Raw genomic sequence first — 24102 nt, forward strand, 5'->3', positions numbered from 1 at the left:
TAGGCCAGCGCCATGATACGCTCGCTGCTACATGCCAAACGGTACTCGCGGATGATTAGCCTGCTCAAGCTGGTTCTGCCGCTGACGGCGCTGGCGCTTCTGTCGATGGTGTTTCTGCTGGCCCGCCCGGTCGATACCAGCCGCGCCATCGAAATGGCGGAGATTGATGTCGAAGAGCGGGCGCGCGACCCGCGCATTTCGGGCGCGCGCTTTGCCGGAGTGACCGATGACGGCGCCGCGCTGCGCCTTGTCACCGAAACCGTGCGCACCGATCCGCTTGCCATGCTGCGCTTTGATGTCACGGGGCTTGAACTCTATCTGGACGGGCCGCGCGGCGAAACCATCGAGGCCCGCGCCGAGGCCGGTGCGCTGGACCGTGGGCAGGGTATCTTTTCCATGGATGGCACGGTCGAAATTTCCGCCTCACCGGGCTACCGGCTTGAAACCGGGCGGATGACCGGCCTGCTTGACAACACCCGCATCGAGGTGCCCGGCACCCTGACGGGCGCGGGGCCGGCGGGCGAAATCACTGCCGGAAATCTGCTGATCGAGGCTGCAACGACCGGGCCTGCGGCGTATAAGCTTGTTTTCGGCGGCGGTGTGCGTTTGATATACCAACCCTAGACCCAGGAGAGGCCGATGCTGCGCAGTTTTCTGTCAATCACCTTGGCCATGTTGCTGAGCACCAGCGCGGTCTTGGCGCAGGACATGCAACTCCGGTTGGGCCAGTCGATGAATCTGGCGACACGCCAGCTTGAAATCACCTCGGATTCGCTTGAGGTTGATCAAGCAACCGGCGCATCGACCTTTCTGGGCAATGTCGTGGCCTCGCAGGGCGAGATGCGGCTTTCGGCGCAAAGCCTGCGCATCGAATACAGCACCTCCGGCGAAGGTTCACGCCAGCGCATCGACCGGCTTGTCGCCGAAGGGGGCGTCACCATGGTGACCGAATCCGAGGCTATCGAGGCCCGCTCGGCCGTCTATTCGCTGTCAGGCCAGACCCTTGAGATGACCGGCGATGTGGTGCTGGTGCAGGGCGTGAACGTTCTGTCAGGCGAGCGTTTCTTCGCCGATCTGCGCGCGGGGACGGGGCGGATGTCTGGCCGCGTGCGCACCCTGATCGACGTGGAGTGAGCGCTGATGGCCGATCCTGCGCCCCCCGCAACCGGCTTGCGGGTCGATAACCTTCGCAAAAGCTACAAGCGTCGGCCCGTCCTGCGCGATGTCAGCCTGTCGCTTGATCGCGGCGAGGTGGTGGCGCTGCTGGGGCCCAATGGTTCGGGCAAGACAACCTGCTTTTATTGCGTGGCCGGGCTGGTGCCCGCCGATGGCGGGCGGGTCAGCATCGACCGCACCGATGTCACCGGCTGGCCCATGTATCGCAGGGCGCGGCTGGGTATCGGCTATCTGCCACAGGAAATGTCGATCTTCCGGGGCCTGACCGTGGCCGAGAACATCATGGCCATTCTCGAAATCGCCATCCCCGACCGCCACCAGCGCGAAACCCGGCTGGAGGCGCTGCTGGCCGAATTCTCCATCACCCATCTGCGGAACGCACCCGCGCTGGCCCTGTCCGGCGGCGAGCGGCGGCGCACCGAGATTGCGCGCTGTCTGGCGTCAAACCCCGGCTTCGTACTGCTGGATGAACCCTTCGCGGGCGTCGATCCGATCGCGGTGGGGGATATCCGCCATCTGGTGGGCGAATTGCGCTCACGCGGGATCGGTGTGCTGATCACCGATCACAACGTGCGCGAAACGCTTGAGATCGTGGACCGCGCCTATATCCTGCATGATGGAGTCGTTATGATGAGCGGCACGCCCGATGAGGTGGTGCAGGATGAAAACGTGCGGCGTGTCTATCTGGGCGATACTTTCCGCTGAACGGGCCACCCCATGGCCCTGAGAACCCGGCTGGAACTGCGCCAGAGCCAGACTCTGGCATTGTCGGCGCAGATGCGCATCGCGCTCTCCGTGCTGCGCATGTCCTCGCAGGAGCTGACCGAGGAAATCGCCCGCGAAGCCGCGCGCAACCCCTTTCTGCTGCATGACCCCTCCCCCGGCGCGGCCGGGCAGAGCCTGCCGCAGGAACTGACCGCGCGCGAGGCCTCGATGCAGGTCTCGCTGGCCAGTCAACTGGCGCTGATGGGTCTGGCGGCCCCGGTAGAGGCCGCAGCGCAGCTTCTGGTGGGCGAGTTGCGCGATGATGGCATGCTGGATGTCACCCTTGATGACCTCGCCGCCGAACTGGGCCTGCCGCCCGATCTGCTGGAAACCGCACTGGCCGCGCTGCAACGCTGCGAACCGGCAGGGGTGGGGGCGCGCGACCTGCCCGAATCGCTGCGCCTGCAACTGGCCGACAAGGGCCTTAGCCCGATTGAGGCCGCGCAGACCGTCACTCACCTGCGGCTGTTTGTCGCCCGCGACTGGCCCGCGATCGCGCGTCTGCTGGCCCTGCCCCGCGCCGTGGCGGAACAGCGTGCCGAACTTGTGCGGGGCCTTTCCACGCGCCCCACGGCTGCCAGCGGCACAGCCGAAAGCCCTGCGCCAGACACGCTGACCCGCGCCGACCTGAAGCTGGAGCGCGCGGCGGGCGGGGCGCTGTCGGTCACCCTTGCCCGCGACATGCCCGCCGCCCGGCTGGACAGCTCGCTTGTGCGCCGTGCCGCCACCGAGAGTTTCGCGCCCGAGCTGCTGGCGCGCGCGCGTGCGCTGCTCGCCGCGCTGGATCAGCGCGGGCAGACCCTGCACCGCATCGGCATATGGCTGTTGGAGAATCAGCCCGGCTTCTTTTCGGATGGCCCCGTCGCCCTCAGGCCGCTGACCCGCGCCGCGCTGGCGGCAGCGCTGGGGCTGCACCCCTCCACCATCGGGCGCGCCGTGGCGGGCAAGGCCATTGATGTCGATGGCCGCCTCTGGCCGCTTTCCGTGTTCTTTTCCGCCGCGCTTCCCGCGCAGGGCAATGAAATCTCGGCCCGGCAGGTTCAGGCCCGCATCAGCGCCCTGATCGCGGCCGAGCCCCGCACCCGCCCGCTCAGCGATGAAGCGCTTGTTCAGCAACTGAATGCGGAAGGCGTTGACATCGCGCGCCGAACTGTCGCCAAATACAGACAAGACCTGCGCATACCCTCATCAGCGGTGCGGCGCCGCCGCGCAAAGGCCCGCCGCCAGCCCTGAGGGCAACAAGGACAGGTCTGCCAGAAGCGGAAACACCTGCGCCATACCGGTCCAGGCAGTCCGCAGCCTAAGAAGGAGAGGCCAATGCGGTATCAGATCAGTGGAAAACAGATCGATGTCGGTGAAGCGCTGCAAACGCATGTCAAAAAGGAACTCGGTCTGGTGATGGAGAAATACTCCCAGCGCCCGACCGACGCCCATGTCGTCTTTTCCCGCGATGCCCATAATTATGTCTGCGAGGCAACGGTGCACCTGTCATCGGGGCTGACCGCGCAGGCCAAGGCGCAGGCGAACGAGATCTACGCAGCCTTTGATGCCTGTGGCGAGAAAATGGACAAACAGCTGCGCCGCTACAAGCGCCGGCTGAAAGACCACCGCGCCCGGTCTGAGCCGGTTGTCTTTGGCGAAGGCTCGTCGTATATCCTCGCCGCTGAAGAAGGGGCGACCGGTGATGAACCAGAGACGCTGCAGCCGATCATCATCGCCGAGATGGAAGCACGGATCCCCGCGCTTTCGGCAGGTGAGGCCGTGATGCAGATGGAACTGAGCAGCGCCAATGTGCTGGTTTTCCGCAATGAGCGGCATGGTGGGCTGAACGTGGTCTATCGCCGTGAAGACGGGAATATCGGTTGGGTTGACCCGCAATAAATGACAGGCCCCGTCCGGGGCCGTGCATACGGCCCCGGGCTTCGGCCCGCACGGAATGAAGAACAGGAGCAGCGTATGGTGCTGGCCGACTTGTTGAAGCCCGAAGCGGTTCGGATCTCCAGCAACATGAAGAGCAAGAAGCGCCTGTTCCTCGATCTCGCCGAGATCGCAGCGGCGGCCTATGGTATTGACGAGGCCCCGGCAGTGGATGCGTTGCAGGAACGCGAAAGCCTTGGGCCAACGGGCGTGGGCCACGGCGTTGCGCTTCCGCATGCGCGCGTAGACGGGATTGACCGGGTGCACGGCGTCTTCCTGCGGCTGGAGCGCCCGCTTGACTACGGCTCGGTGGATCGCGCGCCGGTCGATCTGGTCTTTGCCCTTTTCGCCCCGCGTGAGGCGGGGGTAGAGCATCTGAAGGCGCTGGCGCTGGTGTCGCGCACATTGCGCGATCCGGCAGTATGCACCAAGCTGCGCGCCAATACCGAGCCGGACAAGCTTTACGCCATCCTCTCCACTCATCCCGCCAGCAAGGCCGCCTGAAAAGGCACCCGGGCCCCTGTGACGCGGGAAAAGCGCCTTCGAAGGCGCGTCCTCACCCGCTTCTCAGAAGGGCACTTGCTTTTCAGAAGGGCGCGGGCTTTTCAGAAAGGCACGGGCGCGCGAAAGGCCATCTTCTCCCCCGTCGCCGGATGCGTCAGCCGCAGTTCCTCGGCGTGCAGCATCAGCCGGGGCCGGTCTGCCGCCGCACCGCTGGCATAAAGGGTGTCGCCCAGAATCGGATGGCCCAGCGCCTGCATATGCACCCGCAACTGATGGCTGCGCCCGGTGACCGGGGTCAGGCGCATCCGCGCATTCTCCCCCTCCTGACGCAGCACCCGCCAGTCGGTCTGCGCCGGGCGGCCTGTCTCATGGCACACCTTCTGGCGGGGCCGGTTGGGCCAGTCCACGATCAGCGGCAGATCAACCTGCCCGCGTGCCTCGACCGGATGGCCGCTGACCAGCGCGACATAGCGCTTCTGCGTGCGCCGCTTCTCGAACTGCTGCCCCAGATGCACCTGCGCCTGCGCCGTCAGCGCAAAGACGATCACGCCCGACGTATCCAGATCCAGCCGGTGCACCAGCAGGACCGACGGGAATTCCGCGCGCATCCGCCCGATCAGGCAATCGGCCCGCTCAGGCCCGCGCCCCGGCACCGACAAAAGCCCTGCGGGCTTGTCGGTCACGACGATGTCGTCATCGGCATGCAGGATCGTCAGCGGCTCCTGCGGCGGGGTATAGATGAATGTGTTCATGGCGCCCCTTACCGCGCCTTGCCCGGCTCAGTCCAGCGTGCGGATCAGCTTGCGCTCAAGCGGGGCCAGCACCTGCGCCAGCGTCGCACCGCGTTTGAGCACCTGCCCCTCAGGCCCATAGAGCGCATATAGCCCCTGCCGGAGCCGCTGTTTCGGTATCTTTTCAATGCGGTAAAGCGGGTTTTCGGCGGCACGGCGAAACATGCTGAACACCGCCCGCTCACGCAGGCATGAAATGCCATAGTCCCGCCAGAGGCCCGCCGCCACAAACCGGCCATAGACCGACAGGATCGCCCCCAGTTCGCGCCGGTCGAAACTGACGCAGTCCGGAACAGATGAGGATGCAGACACGAAGGACTGGACGTTCATATCCAAAAAAATGCCGCCGAAGAGCGCGTAAATCAAGCGGTTCGCGGGGCAACCGTCAAAAAAACATCAAATGACCCGCCTGCCGTCTGATTCGCGCCGAAGCCCTGCCCGTATCGGGGCGTATCCCGGCAGAACCGTAACGCCTGTGCCGCCGGCAGAGAGGCCCGGGCCCCCAACCGGGCCGGATCTGGCGAAGCGGGGCGCGTCCGGATGTCCCGGCCCCGGGGCATCCGGATCGGCGCGCAGATCGCCCGCGCCTTGTCAGCCGCAGTGGATCGTCACAATCCGCCGCGTCGCCGGGTCGATTTCGACATTCAGGCGGTTCGGGTCATACTCCATCGTTACTGACATGTCCGAGCGATAGACCCGCACAGTCCCGCGCCGCGGGAAGGGGTCTGGCAGCGGGCCGCCCACCATATGCTGATACCGGCTCGCATCGCAGCCCTCGCGCTCAGGCTGGACCGGACGCGGGGGAAGCGGGCGCGGGTTGGTCGGGTGCGGCGCAGGCTGGGGAACCGGGCGCACGACCGGATAGGGGGAGGGTGCCGGTTCGGGCATCACGCAGCCCCCCAGCAAACTACACACAGCAAGCAAGGCAATGAAACGCATGGGCCGGACCCTCTGAGAAAATACCACCTCGTGACGATGACCGATCCGCACAAATGGCGCAAGCACTGGACAGGTGCCAGCCGAACGCCTATCTGGCGGCAATGGCCGAGAAATCAGACCCCAACTACAAGATCATCGCCGAGAACCGTCGGGCGCGCTTCGATTACTTTATCGAAAGCGATCTCGAATGCGGAATCATCCTGATGGGCTCGGAGGTGAAATCGCTGCGCACAGGTCAGGCGAATATCGCCGAAAGCTACGCCAGCGTGGAAAACGGCGAGCTGTGGCTGATCAACGGCTACATCGCCCCGTTTCAGCAGGCAAAAACCTGGGGCCATGAGGAGCGGCGCAAGCGCAAGCTTCTGGTCGGCAAGCGAGAGCTGTCACGCCTCTGGGCGGCGACGGCGAAGGACGGGATGACGCTGGTGCCGCTGGTGATGTATTTCAACCATCGCGGGCTGGTGAAGCTGAAGATCGGCGTCGCCAAAGGCAAGAAGCTGGCCGACAAGCGCGCGACCGAGGCCAAGCGCGACTGGGACCGCCAGAAGCATCGCCTGCTCAAGGAGCACGGCTGACGCGGGTTATCGCGCCGCGTTCGGGTCGCGCATGGTCAGCGCGGCAAGAACAGTTCGACAATCTCGCTGCGCGCGCCGGGTCCGCGCGCATAGCCGGTCATCAGCGCCCGCAGCGGCCCGTTCCCCCTTCCCCAGACTGAGACGCCGGACAGATCGCTGAACTGCCCGAAGGCGCTGCGCATCACCACCGTTCCGGCATCAATGCGGCTGCCCTGAAGGATGAAGCGGCGCAACTGCACCCGGCGCCCCTCGGCGGCGCGCTCGCGCTCCAGTATGTAAAGCCGCCCGTCGGGGCCGATATCGGCGCCCACCGGATGGAACTGCCCGTCAGCCGGAAGGCGGAAACTGCCCGCCCATTCCCCGTTCCAGAAGTGATAGGACGGGGTGCCATAGGTCATCCGCGCCGCGCGTTCAGGAATGGCATAAAGCACGCCTGAACGACTGACGGCCAGCCCCGTCAGGCCAGCTCCGACAGTGAGGCGAGCGAAATCGGGATGCCCTGCAAGTTGTGTCGCCGACGCGTCTGGTGCGGCATAGGCCAGAACGCGGCCATATCCCTGAAAGGCCACAAAAATGCGCCCGCCGTCACCCAGAGCGACTGCCTGAGCATTGCGCCGGGGGCCGGTCAGCGGCGCCCCGTCAGGATCACGCAGATAGCGGATCTGCTGCGGCTGAACCCCGGTGATCCGCCCGTCACCCGCGCGCTCCAGCCGCCCCTGCGCCAGTACGCCCTCATCGGTCACCATGATCACGGCGACCCCGTCATCGGTATCAATCCCCGTGAAACGTTGCAGCCGCGCATCACTGGCCTGCCAGAACAGTTGCGACAGCACCTGCGGTGCGGGAGGGGGCGGCGCAGGGGCAGCAGCGTCCTGCGCCAAAGCGGGCGCGGCGCTGATGGCAAGGGCCATCAAAATCGCGCGCCAGATCTTCATTGCGACCGAACCACCTCGGAACACTGGCCCGGCAGATCGGCCAGCGTGAATTCGCGCGGATGGCGCTGGCGCGGCGGCGCGGGCTCTGTCCGTTCGGTCCGCGGGGGCGGGTTCAGGAAATCGGTCACCCACCACATCAGCGTGTCATCGCAGCCATTGCCACCGTTCGACAGCTCGGCCACCGTGGGCGTCTGGGTCTCGCAATGGCGCGACCCGACCGGGCAGCGCATCCGCACATGAAAATGATAATTGTGCCCGACAACGGGGCGGATGCGTTGCAGCCACGGCGTATCAGCGGCAGTTGCGGTGCGGCACATCTCGATCTTGACGGCGGCGGCAACAAAGATGCGGTCCACCCGCGGGTCGCTGGCGGCGGCGCGCAGAAGGGCATGGTGCTGCGCGGTCCAGTTGCTGTTGATATTGCGCTGATCCTCAGTGCGCACGGAAATGGAACTGAGGTTTTCACGCTCGGTGCGTGTCAGGTCCAGCCGCCCGGGCGGCAGCATCCAGATATCGGCATCCAGCCCCATCTGGTGGCTGGCGTGGCCCGAGGTCATCGGCCCGCCGCGCGGCTGGCTGATATCGCCGATATAAAGCCCCCGCCAGCCGATCTGCACCGCCGCGCGCGACAGATCCTGCAGATAGGCGATCATCTCAGGATGGCCCCAGTTGCGGTTGCGCGACAAGCGCATGGCCTGCCATGTCGGCCCGCTTTCGGGCAGGGCTACCAGCCCGTCGGCACAGCCGCGCGCATAGCTGCCATAGGCCTGCGGCTGCGCCAGCGAGGGCATGGCATGCGCACCGAACAACTGGTTCGCCAGGTTCTGGGCACCGGCCGGAAACGGAAGTGCAAGCAAAGCGGCGGCGATCAGGCAGCGTGTTCGGGTTCCCATGCGTGAGGGTTCTCTCCTTCAGGTTTGACCCAGAGTAACAGCACCAGACCGATCAGGAAAAGCCCGATAAGCGGGGAAACGCCCAGACGCTGGCTGCCGGTTACAGTCGTGGCAAGCGCAATCAGCCCCGGCGCCATGAACGACAGCGCCTTGCCCGACAGCGCGTAGAGGCCAAAGGCCTCGGTCATGCGCGCGGGATTGGCCTGACGCACCATCATGGTGCGCGAGGCAGCCTGCACCGCGCCACCCGCAGCGCCGATCATGCAGCCGCAGAAGTAGAACAGGATGTCCGGCGCGTTTGATGCGGCCTCGACCGGGAAGAACAGGATCATGCTGCGGTCGGTTGAAATGATGATGGCACAGACCGTGATCAGCACCAGAATGCAGACAATGATCACCGGCTTGGGGCCAAAACGCCGGTCAAAGCGCCCGCCAAACCAGCAGCCCGCCGCACCGACGCTGGCCGCCAGAATGCCGAACACGCCGATCTGGATGATCGACCAGCCCAGAACCCCGGCCGCGTAAATGCCGCCAAAGGCGTAAATCCCGTTGAGCGCATCGCGGTAGAACGTGCTCGACAGCAGATAGGCCAGAAGGCTGCTTTGCCCCGGCAGGCTTTTCAGCGTGTGCCCCAGTTCGCGCAGCCCCGCCCTGACCACATCGCGGCTGACGGGTTTTTGCCTTTTTGGCTCACGCACCCACAGGAAGAAGGGGATGATGAAGACCAGATACCACAGCGCGGTGAAGGGGCCGACAGAGCGCGTGCCCTCCCGCGCTGCAGCTTCCAGCCCGAAGAGCGGCGCAAGCCCGATCAGCGTGACCCCCTGCTCGTTCTCGGCCAGAAAGAGCAGCATGACCACCAGCGCCGCCAGCCCGCCCAGATAGCCAAACGCCCAGCCCGAACCCGATATGCGCCCGATCTCGGCCTTGCTGCCCAGCGTGGGAAGGATCGCATTGGTAAAGATGATGCCGTATTCCAGCCCCACCATACCCACGCCAAAAGCCACCAGAATCCAGAAGATCGTGGATGAATCCGCGCCCGGCACGGCCCACCACAGCGCCCAGGCGCCGATGAAATAGAGAAGCGACCAGAACATGATCCATGGCCGCTTGGGGCCTGTATTGTCGGCAATCGCGCCGAGGATGGGCGCGAAAAGGGCGATCATCACACCAGCCGCAAAATTCATCCAACCCCAGAGCGCCTGCCCCGTCACCGGGTCAGGCGCCACCGAGGCCGCAAAATAGGGGGCGAAGATGAAAGTCAGCAGAAGCGTGTTGTAGGGCTGGTTGGCCCAGTCGAACCACCACCAGCCCCAGATGCGTTTGGAATTGCGGACTTCCGACATGCGCGCCCCCTGTTTGCGCCGATCAAGCCCCAAGCGCCTGAGACTGGCAAGCGGGGAATTGCACCGTTACGCAATATTCATCTGACGCGCCCGGGGCGAGGGCGCAGGGGGGCCAGCCCCCCTCGCCGCTGCGCGGCTCACCCCCCGGCGTATTTGTGGCAAGATGAACGCGGGTTCAGTGTTTCTTCCCGGCGTTTGTTCTCAGCGTTTCTTCATCGCGTCCAGCAGTGCCGCGCCCAGCCCGCCGGGGGCCGAGGGCTGCGCGGCGGGGCCCGCGCTGGTGCGGTTGGGGCTGCGGGTTTTCGGTGCGTCCTTCATGCTGCGCTCAGGCTTTGTGTCCACGTTATCCTTTCGCATGGTCAGCCCGATACGTTTGCGGGCCACATCCACCTCGACCACCCGCACGCGCACCACGTCGCCCGCCTTGACCACCTCATGCGGGTCTTTGACGAAGCGGTCGGCCAACTGGCTGACATGCACCAGCCCGTCCTGATGCACGCCGATATCGACAAAGGCACCGAAGGCCGCGACATTGGTGACCGTGCCTTCCAGCGACATGCCGGGTTTCAGGTCGCGGATCTCGTTCACACCCTCGGTAAAGGTCGCGGTTTTGAACTCCGGGCGCGGGTCGCGGCCCGGTTTTTCGAGCTCCGCGAGGATGTCGCGCACGGTGGGCAGGCCGAATTTCTCATCGGTAAACTCGGCGGGTTCCAGCTGGCGCAGGGGCGCGGGATCTTTCATCAGGGCCGCCGCATCGCGCCCCGCCGCCTTGACGATCCGCCGCACCAGCCCGTAAGCCTCAGGGTGCACGCTGGATGCATCGAGCGGCTCGTCACCATTGCGGATCCGCAGGAACCCTGCCGCCTGTTCAAACGCTTTCGGCCCCAGCCGCGCCACCTTCAGCAGCGCCTTGCGGTTGGCAAAGGGGCCGTTGGCATCGCGGTGCGATACCACAGCCTCGGCCAGCACCGGCCCCAGCCCGGAGACCCGCGCCAGAAGGGGGGCGGAGGCGGTGTTCAGCTCAACCCCCACGGCATTCACCGCGTCTTCCACCACACCGTCCAGCGATTTGCCCAGCAGGCTCTGGTTCACGTCATGCTGATACTGGCCCACGCCGATCGCCTTGGGTTCGATCTTGACCAGTTCCGCCAGCGGGTCCTGCAGCCGCCGCGCGATGGAAACGGCGCCACGCAGCGAGACATCCAGCCCCGGAAACTCGCGCGAGGCCAGCTCGGATGCCGAATAGACCGAGGCCCCGGCCTCGGACACCACGACCTTGGTGGGGCGCGGCGCGGGCAGGCGCTTGATCAGCTCGGCCACCAGCGCATCGGTCTCGCGGCTGGCGGTGCCGTTGCCGATGGCGATCAGCTCGACCGCGTGCTTGCGCGCCAGTGCGGCGAGCGTGGCCAGCGTGCCCTCGACATCCATGCGCGGCTGGAACGGATAGACGGTGGCGGTATCGACCACCTTGCCGGTGGCATCGATCACCGCCACCTTGACGCCGGTGCGGATGCCAGGGTCAAGCCCCATGGTGGCGCGGGCACCGGCCGGGGCGGCCAGAAGCAGATCCTTGAGGTTGCGGGCGAAAACGCGGATCGCCTCGGCTTCGGCGCGTTCGCGCAGGTCGGTCATCAGATCAATGGTGAGGGACAGTTTCAGCTTCACCCGCCAGACCCAGCCCGCCACCTGCGCCAGCCACAGATCGCCCGCGCCCTTGCCATGCGCCGCCAGCGCGGCTTTCACCATGCGCTCGGCAGGGCTGTCACCGGGCGCGGCATCGGGGTCGATCAGCAGATCGAGCGACAAAAACCCCTCGTTGCGGCCCCGCATCATGGCCAGCGCACGGTGGCTGGGTGTGGTGGCAAGCTTTTCGGAATGGCTGTGGTAATCGGCGAATTTCGCGCCCTCAGATTCCTTGCCCGGCACCACCGTTGAAGACAGAAGCGCATGCGCTTGCATATGCGCACGAAGCTGCGCCTTGAGGGTGGCATCCTCGGCCAGACGCTCGGCGATGATCTCGCGCGCGCCCTCCAGCGCGGCCTTCACATCCACCACCACCTCGGACAGAAATCCCATGGCCAGCGCCTGCGGATCGGCAGCGCGGTCGGCCAGAATGGCATCGGCCAAGGGCTCCAGCCCGTTTTCGCGCGCGATCATCGCCTTGGTGCGGCGCTTGGGCTTGTAGGGCAGATAAAGGTCTTCCAGCACCGCCTTGGTTTCCGCCCCGGCGATGGCGCTTTCCAGCGCGCCGGTCAGCTTGCCCTGTGTGCGGATCGATTCGAGAATCGTCGCGCGCCGTGCCTCCATCTCGCGCAGATAGCCCAGCCGCTCAGCCAGCGTGCGCAGTTGGCTGTCGTCCAGCCCGCCCGTGGCCTCCTTGCGGTAGCGCGCCACGAAGGGGACGGTCGCACCCTCATCCAGCAGGGCAATGGCAGCGCTGACCTGATCCGGGCGCGCGCTGATTTCAGTGGCAATCTGGCGCGGAATGCGCAGGGCGGGGGGCTGGGACATGGTGCTGGCGGGCCTTCTTCTGGCAAACGGGCGCCGACCCTAGCCTTTCAGCCGCCCCGCGCCAAGGGGCTGGCGGAAGGCTGGTGCAGCGCGGCGGAAATGCGCTAGAGACGGGCCATGATCATACGCGAACATCTCAAGGGCGATGCGGCCAGCACGGCGCTGTATTCGCCATGCCAGAACTACCGCTATACGCTGACCCGCATCTGGAACCCCGGCGGGCCAAAGGCGCTGTTTGTCATGCTCAACCCCTCCACGGCGACCGAGGTGCAGAATGACCCCACGGTGGAGCGCTGCGAACGCAGGGCGCGCGCGCTGGGGTTCGGCGCATTCCGGGTGTGCAACATCTTTGCCTATCGCGCGACCGACCCCAAGGTGATGCGCGCGCAGGCTGATCCGGTGGGGCCGGGCAATGACGCGGCGATTGCCGAGAGTGCGCTCTGGGCTGACCGGGTGCTTTGCGCCTGGGGCACGCATGGGGCGCATCTGGGGCGCGGCCCGGCGGTGGAGGCGCTGCTGCGCGGCACGGGGCAGCGGCTGTATCATCTGGGGCTTAGCAAGGCCGGGCACCCGAAGCACCCGCTCTATATCGGCTACGATCAGCAGCCCGTCCCGTGGGAGGGCTGAACCCCGCGCCACGCAAAGCGCCTTGAAAAGGCGCTTGCAACGCGATTGCGTAATCGCGATTTCGGGGTGACGCTTTTGCGCTGGCGCGGATCAATGCGCGCTGACCGGGGCAAGATCATTCTGGCGGGCAACGGCAAAGGCCAGCCTGCGATCCCGGGCAAGGGCAATGCATTTCCCCGCCTCGGCATGGATGCCATAGACCTGCTGCGCGCCCTCCAGCCTGTCGCGGACAGCCTCGGGCAGGGTATCTACCGGAACTTCGCGGATATAGGCGACCCGCGCGTCTGAGAGATCAGGATGGGCGTTATTCATTCAATCCTCCTTTTACCGGCGGGTAATGGGGATGGAGCGCACCACCGGGTCAGGCTCCTGCCGTTGCAGGGTCAGCGTCAGAAGCCCGTTCTCCAGCCCGGCGCCCAGCACCTCCACCCCTTCGGCCAGCGCGAACACACGGCGGAACTGGCGCGTGGCGATGCCGCGATGGAGAAAGACGCGCTCTGCCCCCGGGTCATCCTGCTGGCCACGGATGACAAGCTGGCGGTCCTCCAGCGTGATGGCGATGTCTTTTTCACCGAAACCGGCCACCGCCAGCGTTATCCGGTATTCGCCGCATTCGGTCACTTCGATGTTGAACGGCGGGTAGCCATCAGCACCGGCGCGCGCAGTCCGCTCAACCAGTCGCTCAAGCGGCTCAAAACCCAGCAGCAGCGGGTGGGAAGGGAAGACAAACTTGGTCATGTTCAGGCCCTGTGACAGCGACACCGCACCCGGCCCCCGCTTGGGCAGCAGACCGGGCATAAGGGAAATATGGGCAGGAAAAAGCCCGCCTGCAAGAGGGGTGCCGCGGGCCGGTCATGCGACGCACACCAGCGGTTCAGGATCGCTGAAAGCTTTGCCAAGACTGGAAAAAGCGGTAAGCTGCACCAAGGACTTCCAACAGGCGAGACGGATATGAATGCCCCGCACGAACTGAACCACGAAGAGGTGCTGCGGGTAAAGCTGGGGGTGCTCAAACGCGAACACCGCGACCTTGACGACGCCATCGCCGCCATGGCCGAGCGCGGCACCTCCGATCAGCTGGCGATGATCCGGCTGAAAAAGCGCAAACTGGCGCTCAAGGACCAGATCGCCCGGATCGAGGATGAACTGACGCCGGACATCATCGCCTGACGCTCAGACCGCGTCACCACCGATGAACCGGGCGCTGTAAACCGCTTCGCCCAGCCGCTTGATCAGGTCCAGCTGCAACTCCAGCCATGCCTTATGGCCCTCTTCCTCCAGCACGATCCCCTCAAACAACCTGCGCGAGCCGATATCACCCACTTCACCGGCCTGACTTGCGGCCTTGGTGTAGAAGGTGATCGCCTCTTCCTCATCGTTCAGATCGGCCTTGAACATATCCACCAGCTTGGCCGCGCGTTTGGGCTTCTTGTCAAACGCCATCACCGGCTCGCCCTTCAGAAACAGGATGCGCTCGATGAAGCGGTCGGAATGGCCGATCTCCTCTGCCATCTCTTCGCGCATCTGGGCGGCCAGCTTCTCCAGCCCCCAGTCCTGAAGGGTATGGGCATGCAGCTGGTACTGATGCGCCGCGCTCAGCTCCATCTGAAGGGCCTTGTTGAGGTTTTTCAGGGTGGCATCGTTGGACATGACAAACTCCTTGTACCTGCCCAACCAACGCCAGCCCGCCCAAACCGTTCCGCAAGCCACGTTGCACCCACCCCCTGCGCCGGTATAGTGACACCCACAAATTACGGCAGATGACGGGCGAGGGCAGGATGACGGCGGTCAGGGTTGGAATCATCATGGGCAGCCAGTCTGACTGGCCGACCATGCGCGAAGCGGCGCAGGTGCTTGATGAGCTGGGCATCGCGCATGAGGCAAGGATCGTCTCGGCCCACCGCACGCCTGACCGGCTGTGGGAATACGGGCGCTCGGCCGTGGAGCGCGGGCTTCAGGTGATCATCGCAGGCGCGGGCGGGGCTGCGCATCTGCCCGGCATGATGGCGTCAAAAACGCGGGTGCCGGTGATCGGCGTGCCCGTGCTGACCAAGGCGCTGTCCGGTGTCGATTCGCTTTATTCCATCGTTCAGATGCCAAAGGGCTACCCGGTCGCCACCATGGCAATCGGCGCGGCCGGTGCGGCCAATGCCGGGCTGATGGCGGCGCAGATACTGGCGTTGCAGGACGCGGCACTGGCCGAACGGCTGGACAGATGGCGCGCCGAGCTTTCGGCCTCCATCCCCGAGGAGCCGCGCGATGACTGAACCGCTGGAACCCGGCGCGGTGATCGGCATTCTGGGCGGCGGGCAACTGGGCCGCATGCTCTCAGTCGCGGCCAGCAGGCTGGGCCTGCGTTGTCATGTCTATGACCCCGCACCGCAGCCGCCCGCAGGCGATGTGGCGCATAGCGTGACCACGGCGGGCTGGGATGACGAGGGCGCGCTGCGCGCTTTCGCGCAGTCAGTCGATGTCATCACCTATGAGTTCGAGAATATTCCGACGCAGACACTGGACCTGCTGGAAAGCCTGCGCCCGGTGCGGCCCGGCAGGCAGGCGCTGGCCGTGTCACAGGACCGGCTGACCGAGAAGCAGTTTCTGTCGGGGCTGGGCCTGCGCGTGGCCCCCTTCGCGCCGGTGGCCGACGCCGCCTCGCTGGCGTCAGCGCTTGAGCGGATCGGCACCCCCGCGATCCTGAAGACCGCGCGGCTGGGCTATGACGGCAAGGGACAGGCGCGGATCATGACCCAGGGTCAGGCCGACGCCGCGCTGGCGGCGATGCAGGGCGCCCCGGCGGTATTGGAGGGGTTCGTGACCTTCGAGCGTGAGGTATCGGTCATCGCCGCGCGCGGGCTGTCCGGCGAGGTTGCCTGCTATGACCCCGGCGAGAATGTTCATGAAGACGGTATCCTGCGCACCACCACCCTGCCCGCACAGCTGAGCCAGTCGCAGCGCATGGACGCCGTGCTGCTGGCCGGCAAGATCCTGAACGCGCTGGATTATGTGGGCGTGATGGGGGTGGAGCTGTTTGTGGCGGGCGACGGGCTTGTGGTGAACGAGATCGCGCCCCGGGTGCATAACTCTGGCCATTGGACACAGGCGGGCTGCGCCGTGGACCAGTTTGAACAACATATCCGCGCCGTGGCGGGCTGGCCGCTGGGGAATGGCGCGCGCCATGTCGATGTGGTGATGGAGAACCTGATCGGCGAGGATATCCGCCGGGTGCCGGAACTGGCGCGCACGGCGGATGTGCAGCTTCACCTCTATGGCAAAGGCGCGGCCCGGCCGGGCCGGAAGATGGGTCATGTGAACCGGATAATGCGGTAGAGGGGGGGCGTTGCACGGGGCCATCGAGGCCCCCTGCAACGCCGGGGGCTGCCTGCCCCCGCCGGCCTTCGGCCGCCCCCGGGGCGTATTTCCGGCAAGATGAAGGGGCGAGGGCTTTTCCTTGCCCTGCCATGCCACTGACGACGATTCTGTCAGAAAACTGTTGTTTGGGGTGGGGTATGCCTATATCAGCCCCGCGCGAGTGAATCGCTCCTCAGACCCCTTGACCCCCGGGAGGGCCCGAGATGCTGCAAACCCCCTACTATCTGATCGACAAGGCGCGGCTAAAGCCGAACATGGACAAAATTGCCTGGCTGCGCGAGCATTCGGGCGCGAAATCGCTTCTGGCGCTGAAGTGTTTCGCGACATGGTCGGTCTTTGACTTCATGGCGCAATATATGGATGGCACAACCAGTTCGTCGCTGTTCGAGGTGCGGCTGGGTCATGAGAAATTCGGCGGCGAAACGCATGCCTATTCGGTGGCCTATGCCGATCATGAGATCGGCGAGGTGCTGGCGCATTCGGACAAGATCATCTTCAATTCGATCAGTCAGCTTGAACGTTTTGACGCACAAAGCGCAGGCCATGTGCGCGGGCTTCGGGTGAACCCGGGTGTCTCGACCTCGGATTTCGATCTGGCCGACCCCGCGCGCCCCTTCTCGCGGCTGGGCGAGCATGACCCCGAGCGGATCGCCACCGTGGCGGACCGCATTTCCGGTTTCATGTTCCACAACAACTGTGAAAACGCCGATTTTGACCGCTTTGACCGGATGCTGGGCCATATCGAGCAGCGTTTCGGCTTTCTGATCCGCAAGATGGAATGGATCAGTCTGGGCGGCGGCATCCATTTCACCGGCGAGGGTTACCCGCTGGAGAAACTGGCGGCGCGCCTGAAACGCTTTGCCGAGGAAAACGAGGTGCAGGTCTATCTGGAACCGGGCGAGGCGGCGATTACGGGCGCGGCGACGCTGGAGGTTTCGGTGCTGGACACGCTGTTCAACGGCAAGCATCTGGCCATCGTCGACAGCTCGACCGAAGCGCATATGCTGGACCTTCTGATCTATCGCCAGTCCGCCAAAATCCTGCCCGATGAGGGGCCGGAGGAATGGATGATCTGCGGAAAATCCTGCCTTGCCGGTGATATCTTTGGTGAATTCCGCTTTCCCGAGGCGCTGAAACCCGGTGACCGCCTGTCCATTCAGGATGCGGCGGGTTACACAATGGTCAAGAAAAACTGGTTCAACGGCGTCAAGATGCCGTCCATCGCGCTGCGCGAGCTTGATGGCACCATCCGTCTGGTGCGCGACTTCGGTTATGACGATTTCGCCGCCGCTCTTTCCTGAATCGATCATCCCAAACCGCATGGAGGCACATGGGTGAAATGAAAAAGAACGTACTCATCATCGGCGCCGGGGGCGTGGCTCAGGTTACTGCGCATAAATGCGCGCAGAACAATGATGTGCTGGGGGATATTCATATCGCCAGCCGCACGCTTGCCAAATGCGAGGCAATCATTGCCTCGATCCGCGAAAAGGGGTCCATGAAGACCGCCGAGGCCGAGGGGGGCGTTCTCAAAGCCCATGCCGTCAATGCCATGGACAGTGCCGCCGTCGCCGCGCTGATCCGGGAGACCGGGGCGCAGATCGTGATCAACGTAGGCTCGCCCTTCGTGAACATGACCGTGCTGGAGGCCTGCCTTGAAACGGGCGCGGCCTATATGGACACCGCCATCCACGAAGACCCCGCCATGATCTGCGAGACGCCGCCCTGGTACGGCAACTATGAGTGGAAGCGCCGCGAGCTTTGCGCTGAAAAGGGTGTGACGGCGATTCTGGGGGTGGGTTTTGACCCCGGCGTGGTCAATGCCTTTGCCCGCTTCGGCATCGACACCTTCGTGCCGCAGGTGGAGTCGATTGATATCGTCGATATCAACGCAGGCTCGCACGGGCGCTGGTTCTCCACCAATTTCGATCCGGAGATCAATTTCCGCGAATTTACCGGCACGGTGTATTCCTGGCAAAACGGCACATGGCAGACCAACACCATGTTCGAGGTTGGCAAGGAGTGGGATCTGCCGGTGGTGGGCAAGCAGAAAGCCTATATGACCGGCCATGACGAGGTGCATTCGCTGGCGGCCAACTACCCGCATGCCGATGTCCGATTCTGGATGGGTTTTGGCGATCACTACATCAATGTTTTCACGGTGTTGAAAAACCTTGGCCTGCTGTCGGAGCAGCCCGTGAAAACCGCCGAGGGGCTGGAGGTCATTCCGCTGAAAGTGGTCAAGGCCGTGCTGCCTGACCCCGCCTCGCTTGCGCCGGATTACACCGGCAAAACCTGCATCGGCACGCTGGTGAAGGGCACGAAAGACGGCAAGCCTGCGGAGGTTTTCGTCTATAACGTGGCCGACCATAAAGAGGCCTATCTGGAGGTCGGCAGTCAGGGGATTTCATATACCGCTGGCGTGCCCCCGGTCGCCGCCGCGATGCTGATCGCGAATGGTGTCTGGGACACCGGCACCATGGTCAATGTCGAAGAGCTTGACCCCAAGCCGTTTTTTGAGATCCTCGACCGTATCGGCCTGCCCACCCGCGTGAAAGACGCGCTCGGCGACCGCGCCTGGAACGCCTGAACCCTTGATACCGCCGCCCTTCCGGGGGTGGCGGTATCCTTCAGCGGCGCTTGCGCCCCCCGCCCCCTACGCAGACCGAGCAGGGAACCGGCTCGACCGGCCGAAAAGCGCTGCTGCTGCGGAACGAAGGCGGCTGTTTGCGCGTTCTGTCTGTGTGAATTGTCCCGGGGGAGGTTCTGGTGCCTGGAAAGAACGGATGCCCGTGTCCCGGCCTCTTTCGCTCTCGCACAGTAACAGGAGACTGATGATGTCGCGCACAAATTTCTACGCAACGACGGCGCTGGGGCTTTGTCTGGCCATGGCGCCCCTGAAGGTCGCTGCGCAATCATTTACTTCGGGCGCAGGCGAGGCAATGTTCGTGCCCTCGGTTCAGGCCTGTGTCGATGCCCCCTCGGCGGCAAGCTGCGATCAGATCAGTGACCTTGTGATTGACTGCGCCGCCGATCTCGAGCGGACTCGTTGCGAGATGATATTCGAGGATCCTGACACGGTCTTTGATGATTCGGCGCAGCTTGATCAGGCCCGCTCGGCCTTGGTGCAGGCCAGTGCGGTGATTGATCAGGAGAGTGAACAGCGTTTCGTCGAAGCCGAGACGGCGCAAGCCAGCGAGGCTGAGGAGGCTGGCTGGGCGGAAGCTGACGCCGCGGCTGAAGAAGAAGAGACAGTTGCCGAGGAAGAAGTTCCGGAGGTAGAGGCCGAAGCAGAGGCAGAGGTCGAAGCAGAAGCTGACGTTGCGGAAGAAGCGGCGGCAGAGACTGAAACCGAGGCGGAAGCAGAAGCGCGGCTTCGGGAAGCACTGGAAGCTGAAGAAAGCGCCGCTGAAGAGACCTCTTCCGAACCGGAAGCGGAGATCGCGGAAGAGCCGGAAGCGGAGGCCCCCTCCGCCGAAGCCCCCTCTGACGAAGCCGAAGCACCTGCCGCTGAGGCCGCGTCCTCGGAAGAAGCCGCAGCCGCAGCCGAAGTGCGTCGCAACCGTCGGGCAGAGCGTGAGCGCCTGCGCGCAGACGCGGAAGCGCTGGCGGAAGAAGAGCCCGAACTGATCGTCGAAGACGCCCCGGCTGAAGAATTCGTGGCCAGCGACGAAGCGCCGCGCGAACTTGACGCCGACGAGCAAAGCGCCCTCGACCGCCTGATGGAGGCCCCTGAAGTGTCTTCTGCCGTCTCGGTTCTGGGCGCGATGCTCGAGCTTCCCGAAGCGGAAGAAACACGCGAACAGCCTGACGTCGAGCGCTCACGCGCCGCCGCAGCGCTTCGCCGGGAACGGCGCGGCGAGCGCGCCGCAGAGGAGGAAGCCGGGGCCAGCGATGTGACCGAAGATCAGGTCACCGCCGATGAAATCCGCACCAGCCGCGATGATTTCGACTCGCGCTTTGCGATGGATTTCGATGCCGGACAAGCCCGCAGTGACAACCGCCGCGATCTGGAACGCGCCGGGCTGGTTGCCTTGGGTGCCCTGGCGGTCGGCATGATCGTCAGCCAGAACCGTGTCGTGGCCCGTTCCGACGAGCGCGTGGTGGTCATGGATAATGCCGGTGATTATGCGGTCTGGCGCGATGACGATGCCATCCTGCGTCAGGAAGGGTCGCAGCGGCGGATTGAGCGGTATGAAGACGGCTCCACCCTGACCCGGTGGGAGCGCGAGGATGGCTCGCGCATTGTCACCATCCGCGATGCGACGGGCCGGTTGCTGGTGCGGGAGCGCATCCTTGCTGATGGCACATCGATCCCGCTGGTCGATGACATGCGCGATGTCGAGCCGGTCGTTATCTCGACCCTGCCGCCTCCGCGCACACGGGAGCTGCGCATCTCGCAGCGCACCGACCCCGAACTGGCGCTGGCTCTGCTGTATGAGGCCGAGGCCGATGCAAGGGCGCTGGACCGCTCTTTCACCCTGCGCCAGATCCGTGAGCTGCGCGAAGTGCGCGAACTGGTGCCGGTGCTCAGCCCCGACCCCATCACCTTTGAGACGAACCGCGCCAATGTGCGGGCCGAAGAGGCCCCCAAGCTGGCGCAGGTTGGCCGGTTGATGGAGCAACTGATCGCGCAGAACCCGCGCGAGCTTTTCCTGATCGAGGGCTACACCGATGCCACCGGCGCGGCGTCCTACAATCTGGCGCTGTCCGACCGGCGCGCCGAATCGGTTGCGCTGGCGCTGACCGAGTTCTTCGTCATCCCGCCCGAAAATCTTGTGATTCAGGGCTATGGCGAGCGCCATCTGCGGATACCCACCGCTGCAGCCGAAGAGCGAAACCGGCGCGTGGCCATCCGGCGGATATCGCCGCTGCTGGGCCTTTGATCTGAACAAGACGCTTCAGGGGCGCGCCATCGCGCCCCTGACCTTTGATGCAAACCTAATTCCCCGGCAGCGCTTACCCCTCCAGCATCTTGCGCAGCCGCCCGAAACTCTCACCCGCATGCGCAGCCCCCCTGCCCGCCATGAACGCGTCCAGCCGGGGCCACAGCTTGATCGCCCGGTCCGTCAGCGGGTCTGATCCATGGGCATAGAGCCCGGCCTGCACCATCATCTCGGCGCGTTCATAGGCGCCGATCAGCCGCCGCGCCTCGGCGATATAGGCATTCTCGCCCGGCGTGGCCGCCGCAGGCAGGCTGCGTGAGACCGAGCGCAGCAGGTCAATCGCCGGAAAGCGTCCGCGCTCGGCAATCGCGCGGTCCAGCACCACATGCCCGTCCAGCACCCCGCGCAGGATATCGGCGACCGGCTCATCCATATCCGAACCCGCCACCAGCACGGTGAAAACGGCAGTGATATCCCCCTCGCCGTTCAGGCCGGGGCCAGCGCGCTCGGCCAGTGCCATGATCTGATGCGCGGTTGACGGCGGGAAGCCGCGCAGGCTGGGCGCCTCGCCGCCCGCCAGCGCGATTTCGCGGTGCGCTTCGGCAAAACGGGTGATCGAATCGCACAGCAGCAACACATGCCGCCCCTCCTCGCGGAAATGTTCGGAAACCGCCATCGCCGTCAATGCCGCCCGCCTGCGCGCCAGCGGTGACAGATCCGAGGTGGCGGTCACCACGACCGAGCGCGCCAACCCCTCTGGCCCCAGCACCTCCTCGATGAAATCGCGCAGCTCGCGCCCGCGCTCGCCCACCAGCGCCAGCACCACCACATCCGCCTCCACCCCGCGCGCCAGATCCCCCAGAAGCGAGGTCTTGCCCACGCCCGAACCCGCGAAAAGCCCGATGCGCTGACCGCGCACAACCGGTAGCAGCGTGTTGAACGCATCCAGCCCCGTCGCCAGCCGCCCCCCCAACCGCTTGCGCTGCGCGGCGGGCGGCGGCGGCGCGCGAAGGGGTCGGGGCTTGGCGCCACGCGCCAGCGGGCGGCCATCCAGCGGCATGCCGTAGGGGTCAATCACGCGGCCGATCCAGCCGTCGGCGGGGGCAATCTGGTTGCGCCCCAGATGCTCCACCCGGTCGCCGATCGAAAACCCCTCTACCGGCCCTTCGGCCAGAATTTCGGCGCCCTGCGGCCCCAGAACCAGAATTTCGCCGCCCAGCGTCTGGCCTTCACGGCCATGGACCATCACCCTGTCCCCCAGCCGGGAATGCGTTGACAGCCCCTGGGCAAGCAATGTGCCGCCCCGCGTTTCGATGATGCGCCCGAAATGACGGATGGTGCGGATTTCAGTGATCTCGGCCAGCAGCGGATCAAAAACAGACATGAGGTTTCTCCATCATCGTGCGCCGTGGTGACGCCCGATTACGGTTTCTAAACGAATCAGCCTTAAAGCTTCGTGTAAGCCAGCCAAGGGAGAAGCCCTATGTTCGACAGTCTGGAAGTCCTGCGCATGGCGCAGGCATTTGCAACGCATGCCGGCACCCGCCAGCAGGCCATCGCGCAGAACATCGCCAATGCCGATACCCCGGGGTATCAGGCCCGGGACGCCATCGCGTTCAGTGACTATTTCCAGCGCCTTGATGACAGAAGCGGCGCCGGACGGCTGCCGCAGAACCCCAACGCCTTTTTCCGCACCGATGCTGACCCTGTAAGCCGCGCGCCGAACGGGAACACCGTCTCGCTGGAATACGAGATGATGCGCGGGGTCGAAACCAGACAGCAGCATGAGCTGGCACTGGGCATCTATTCGATGGCGCGTGACCTGCTGCGCAGCAGCCTCGGCAAGTAGGGGAATCGCAGATGACTGATCTTTCCCGCACCCTTGCCCTCTCAGCCTCCGGCATGCAGGCGCAATCGAGCCGCCTGCGCCACGTCTCCGAGAATATCGCCAATGCCGATACGCCCGGCTACCGCCGCAAGACTATCCCGTTTGAGAGCGCGCGCCTGAATGGCGAGGGCTGGGGGCAGGCCTCGGGCGTGAGGGCAGGCACCATGGCGCTCGATCACAGCGAATTGCCCCGGGTTTATGACCCCGGGCATATCCTGGCCGATGAAAGCGGCCATTACGACGGCTCGAATGTCGATCTGATGATCGAGATGGCCGACGCGCGCGAAGCGCAGCGATCCTATGAGGCGAACCTCAGAATGTTCGATCAGGCGCGGCAAATGTCGCAAAGCCTGATCGGACTGCTACGGCGCTGAAACCGGCGTCCCCTGAAACCAAGGAGTGTCCAGAATGGAACTGAATGCCAACCTCGCCGCCCGGTCCTACGGCGCAGCCCGGCCATTGACAGCACCAGACCCGATGGCCGGGCAACAATCCGGGCCCCGCACCACCGCCGGGCAATTTGCCGAGAATTTCGCACAGGTGCTGGCAAGTGCCGAAACCACCTCCCGCGATACGATGCTGGGCGATGCCGACCCGCATGCGCTCGTTGCGGCTCTCTCGGAGGCGCAGCTTGCCGTGGAAACGACTGTCGCGGTGCGCGACAAGGTGGTCGAGGCCTATCTCGAAATCCTGCGCATGCCGGTCTGAGCCATGAACGAGGTCGCCTTTTTCGACATTCTTCGCCAGGGCCTGTGGGTTTCGGTTGTGATGGCCGCGCCGATGCTGGGCGCGGCACTGATTGCCGGGCTTGGCGTGGGGCTCGTTCAGGCGCTCACCTCGGTACAGGAGATGACGCTTACCTTCGTGCCCAAGATCATCGCCATGCTGGCCGTATTCTGGGTCTCCATGAGCTTCATGTCCGGCATGCTGGTCAAATACTTCCATGCCGAGATCCTTCCGCTTGTGGTGGGGAGCTGAGC

The 24102-nt window shown here is 64.9% G+C and carries 29 protein-coding genes; 18 read left to right on the forward strand and 11 right to left on the reverse strand.

Annotation, left to right across the window (positions count from 1 at the left end; all coding sequences use genetic code 11):
• The first annotated feature begins 51 nt into the window (after nucleotides 1-51).
• The 6 genes from V7Q53_RS03705 (at nucleotide 52) to V7Q53_RS03730 (ending at nucleotide 4362) form a co-directional block, all read left to right on the forward strand.
• Nucleotides 52-624, forward strand: coding sequence for a hypothetical protein (locus tag V7Q53_RS03705; RefSeq protein WP_333827030.1), 573 nt, complete (start codon nucleotides 52-54; stop codon nucleotides 622-624).
• A gap of 15 nt (nucleotides 625-639) precedes the next feature.
• A complete protein-coding gene (locus V7Q53_RS03710; protein ID WP_333827031.1) occupies nucleotides 640-1134 on the forward strand; it encodes an LptA/OstA family protein in 495 nt (164 codons plus the stop codon).
• A 6-nt stretch (nucleotides 1135-1140) separates the two neighbouring features.
• Nucleotides 1141-1881, forward strand: coding sequence for an LPS export ABC transporter ATP-binding protein (gene lptB / locus V7Q53_RS03715; protein ID WP_333827032.1), 741 nt, complete (start codon nucleotides 1141-1143; stop codon nucleotides 1879-1881).
• A gap of 12 nt (nucleotides 1882-1893) precedes the next feature.
• Entirely contained in the window at nucleotides 1894-3174 is a 1281-nt protein-coding gene (locus V7Q53_RS03720; RefSeq protein WP_333827033.1) for an RNA polymerase factor sigma-54, read from the forward strand.
• Between the two features lie 84 nt (nucleotides 3175-3258).
• The gene (gene hpf / locus V7Q53_RS03725) at nucleotides 3259-3822 is read left to right on the forward strand and encodes a ribosome hibernation-promoting factor, HPF/YfiA family (protein ID WP_333827034.1); all 564 of its coding nucleotides are present in this window, start codon (nucleotides 3259-3261) and stop codon (nucleotides 3820-3822) included.
• Between the two features lie 75 nt (nucleotides 3823-3897).
• Nucleotides 3898-4362 (forward strand): PTS sugar transporter subunit IIA, encoded by a 465-nt coding sequence (locus V7Q53_RS03730; RefSeq protein WP_333827035.1) that lies wholly within the window; start codon nucleotides 3898-3900, stop codon nucleotides 4360-4362.
• Between the two features lie 101 nt (nucleotides 4363-4463).
• Here the strand turns inward: V7Q53_RS03730 and V7Q53_RS03735 are convergent, their stop codons facing one another.
• The 3 genes from V7Q53_RS03735 to V7Q53_RS03745 all read right to left on the reverse strand — a co-directional run bounded on the left by V7Q53_RS03735 (nucleotide 4464) and on the right by V7Q53_RS03745 (nucleotide 6041).
• On the reverse strand, nucleotides 4464-5114 hold the full coding sequence (locus V7Q53_RS03735) for an RluA family pseudouridine synthase (RefSeq protein ID WP_333827036.1): 651 nt from the start codon (nucleotides 5112-5114) through the stop codon (nucleotides 4464-4466).
• A 27-nt stretch (nucleotides 5115-5141) separates the two neighbouring features.
• Entirely contained in the window at nucleotides 5142-5483 is a 342-nt protein-coding gene (locus V7Q53_RS03740; protein ID WP_333827037.1) for a DUF2794 domain-containing protein, read from the reverse strand.
• A gap of 261 nt (nucleotides 5484-5744) precedes the next feature.
• Nucleotides 5745-6041, reverse strand: a complete 297-nt coding sequence (locus V7Q53_RS03745; RefSeq protein ID WP_333827038.1) for an I78 family peptidase inhibitor — start codon at nucleotides 6039-6041, stop codon at nucleotides 5745-5747.
• A 152-nt stretch (nucleotides 6042-6193) separates the two neighbouring features.
• Between V7Q53_RS03745 and smpB the strand changes: the two genes are divergently transcribed.
• Nucleotides 6194-6667, forward strand: a complete 474-nt coding sequence (smpB, locus tag V7Q53_RS03750; RefSeq protein WP_333827076.1) for an SsrA-binding protein SmpB — start codon at nucleotides 6194-6196, stop codon at nucleotides 6665-6667.
• A 35-nt stretch (nucleotides 6668-6702) separates the two neighbouring features.
• Here the strand turns inward: smpB and V7Q53_RS03755 are convergent, their stop codons facing one another.
• From V7Q53_RS03755 to V7Q53_RS03770, 4 genes are all read right to left on the reverse strand, one after another.
• The gene (locus V7Q53_RS03755; RefSeq protein ID WP_333827039.1) at nucleotides 6703-7602 is read right to left on the reverse strand and encodes an esterase-like activity of phytase family protein; all 900 of its coding nucleotides are present in this window, start codon (nucleotides 7600-7602) and stop codon (nucleotides 6703-6705) included.
• On the reverse strand, nucleotides 7599-8495 hold the full coding sequence (gene mepA / locus V7Q53_RS03760) for a penicillin-insensitive murein endopeptidase (protein ID WP_333827040.1): 897 nt from the start codon (nucleotides 8493-8495) through the stop codon (nucleotides 7599-7601). The genes V7Q53_RS03755 and mepA overlap by 4 nt, the downstream gene beginning before the upstream one ends.
• Nucleotides 8471-9841, reverse strand: a complete 1371-nt coding sequence (locus V7Q53_RS03765; protein ID WP_333827041.1) for an MFS transporter — start codon at nucleotides 9839-9841, stop codon at nucleotides 8471-8473. Before V7Q53_RS03765 ends, mepA begins: the two co-directional genes overlap by 25 nt.
• A 201-nt stretch (nucleotides 9842-10042) precedes the next feature.
• Nucleotides 10043-12352: a Tex family protein gene (locus V7Q53_RS03770; protein WP_333827042.1), complete on the reverse strand. Its 2310-nt coding sequence runs from the start codon at nucleotides 12350-12352 to the stop codon at nucleotides 10043-10045.
• Between the two features lie 117 nt (nucleotides 12353-12469).
• Between V7Q53_RS03770 and V7Q53_RS03775 the strand changes: the two genes are divergently transcribed.
• Nucleotides 12470-12979 (forward strand): DUF1643 domain-containing protein, encoded by a 510-nt coding sequence (locus V7Q53_RS03775; RefSeq protein WP_333827043.1) that lies wholly within the window; start codon nucleotides 12470-12472, stop codon nucleotides 12977-12979.
• Nucleotides 12980-13069: 90 nt separating this feature from the next.
• Here the strand turns inward: V7Q53_RS03775 and V7Q53_RS03780 are convergent, their stop codons facing one another.
• Together V7Q53_RS03780 and V7Q53_RS03785 are read right to left on the reverse strand one after the other, a co-directional pair.
• Complete coding sequence (locus V7Q53_RS03780) at nucleotides 13070-13291, reverse strand: DUF1150 family protein (protein ID WP_333827044.1); 222 nt, start codon at nucleotides 13289-13291, stop codon at nucleotides 13070-13072.
• 12 nt (nucleotides 13292-13303) lie between these two features.
• Nucleotides 13304-13717, reverse strand: coding sequence for an Hsp20 family protein (locus V7Q53_RS03785; RefSeq protein ID WP_333827045.1), 414 nt, complete (start codon nucleotides 13715-13717; stop codon nucleotides 13304-13306).
• Between the two features lie 213 nt (nucleotides 13718-13930).
• Between V7Q53_RS03785 and V7Q53_RS03790 the strand changes: the two genes are divergently transcribed.
• The gene (locus V7Q53_RS03790; RefSeq protein WP_333827046.1) at nucleotides 13931-14149 is read left to right on the forward strand and encodes a YdcH family protein; all 219 of its coding nucleotides are present in this window, start codon (nucleotides 13931-13933) and stop codon (nucleotides 14147-14149) included.
• A 3-nt stretch (nucleotides 14150-14152) separates the two neighbouring features.
• On the opposite strand, the gene V7Q53_RS03795 is transcribed toward V7Q53_RS03790, so the two are convergent.
• On the reverse strand, nucleotides 14153-14629 hold the full coding sequence (locus V7Q53_RS03795; protein WP_333827047.1) for a bacterioferritin: 477 nt from the start codon (nucleotides 14627-14629) through the stop codon (nucleotides 14153-14155).
• A 128-nt stretch (nucleotides 14630-14757) separates the two neighbouring features.
• Here V7Q53_RS03795 and purE point away from each other — a divergent pair, with 128 nt between their 5' ends.
• From purE to V7Q53_RS03820, 5 genes are all read left to right on the forward strand, one after another.
• Nucleotides 14758-15246: a 5-(carboxyamino)imidazole ribonucleotide mutase gene (gene purE, locus V7Q53_RS03800; RefSeq protein WP_333827048.1), complete on the forward strand. Its 489-nt coding sequence runs from the start codon at nucleotides 14758-14760 to the stop codon at nucleotides 15244-15246.
• The gene (locus V7Q53_RS03805; RefSeq protein ID WP_333827049.1) at nucleotides 15239-16306 is read left to right on the forward strand and encodes a 5-(carboxyamino)imidazole ribonucleotide synthase; all 1068 of its coding nucleotides are present in this window, start codon (nucleotides 15239-15241) and stop codon (nucleotides 16304-16306) included. Before purE ends, V7Q53_RS03805 begins: the two co-directional genes overlap by 8 nt.
• A 248-nt stretch (nucleotides 16307-16554) precedes the next feature.
• Nucleotides 16555-17649: a carboxynorspermidine decarboxylase gene (locus V7Q53_RS03810; RefSeq protein ID WP_333827078.1), complete on the forward strand. Its 1095-nt coding sequence runs from the start codon at nucleotides 16555-16557 to the stop codon at nucleotides 17647-17649.
• A gap of 38 nt (nucleotides 17650-17687) precedes the next feature.
• A complete protein-coding gene (locus V7Q53_RS03815) occupies nucleotides 17688-18938 on the forward strand; it encodes a saccharopine dehydrogenase family protein (RefSeq protein WP_333827050.1) in 1251 nt (416 codons plus the stop codon).
• A 247-nt stretch (nucleotides 18939-19185) separates the two neighbouring features.
• The gene (locus tag V7Q53_RS03820) at nucleotides 19186-21234 is read left to right on the forward strand and encodes an OmpA family protein (protein ID WP_333827051.1); all 2049 of its coding nucleotides are present in this window, start codon (nucleotides 19186-19188) and stop codon (nucleotides 21232-21234) included.
• A gap of 73 nt (nucleotides 21235-21307) precedes the next feature.
• Here V7Q53_RS03820 and V7Q53_RS03825 read toward each other — a convergent pair whose 3' ends face one another.
• Complete coding sequence (locus V7Q53_RS03825) at nucleotides 21308-22618, reverse strand: FliI/YscN family ATPase (RefSeq protein ID WP_333827052.1); 1311 nt, start codon at nucleotides 22616-22618, stop codon at nucleotides 21308-21310.
• 99 nt (nucleotides 22619-22717) lie between these two features.
• Between V7Q53_RS03825 and V7Q53_RS03830 the strand changes: the two genes are divergently transcribed.
• Genes V7Q53_RS03830 through V7Q53_RS03845 form a run of 4 tightly spaced genes read left to right on the forward strand, consistent with a single transcriptional unit; the run spans nucleotide 22718 to nucleotide 24100 of the window.
• Nucleotides 22718-23083, forward strand: a complete 366-nt coding sequence (locus V7Q53_RS03830) for a FlgB family protein (RefSeq protein WP_333827053.1) — start codon at nucleotides 22718-22720, stop codon at nucleotides 23081-23083.
• Nucleotides 23084-23094: 11 nt separating this feature from the next.
• Nucleotides 23095-23496: a flagellar basal body rod protein FlgC gene (gene flgC / locus V7Q53_RS03835; RefSeq protein WP_333827054.1), complete on the forward strand. Its 402-nt coding sequence runs from the start codon at nucleotides 23095-23097 to the stop codon at nucleotides 23494-23496.
• 34 nt (nucleotides 23497-23530) lie between these two features.
• Nucleotides 23531-23830, forward strand: a complete 300-nt coding sequence (gene fliE / locus V7Q53_RS03840) for a flagellar hook-basal body complex protein FliE (protein ID WP_333827055.1) — start codon at nucleotides 23531-23533, stop codon at nucleotides 23828-23830.
• A 3-nt stretch (nucleotides 23831-23833) separates the two neighbouring features.
• Nucleotides 23834-24100, forward strand: a complete 267-nt coding sequence (locus V7Q53_RS03845) for a flagellar biosynthetic protein FliQ (protein ID WP_333827056.1) — start codon at nucleotides 23834-23836, stop codon at nucleotides 24098-24100.
• The last annotated feature ends 2 nt before the right edge of the window (nucleotides 24101-24102 follow it).

The sequence above is a fragment of the Pararhodobacter sp. genome, assembly GCF_036802785.1.
Taxonomy (GTDB): Bacteria; Pseudomonadota; Alphaproteobacteria; order Rhodobacterales; family Rhodobacteraceae; genus Pararhodobacter.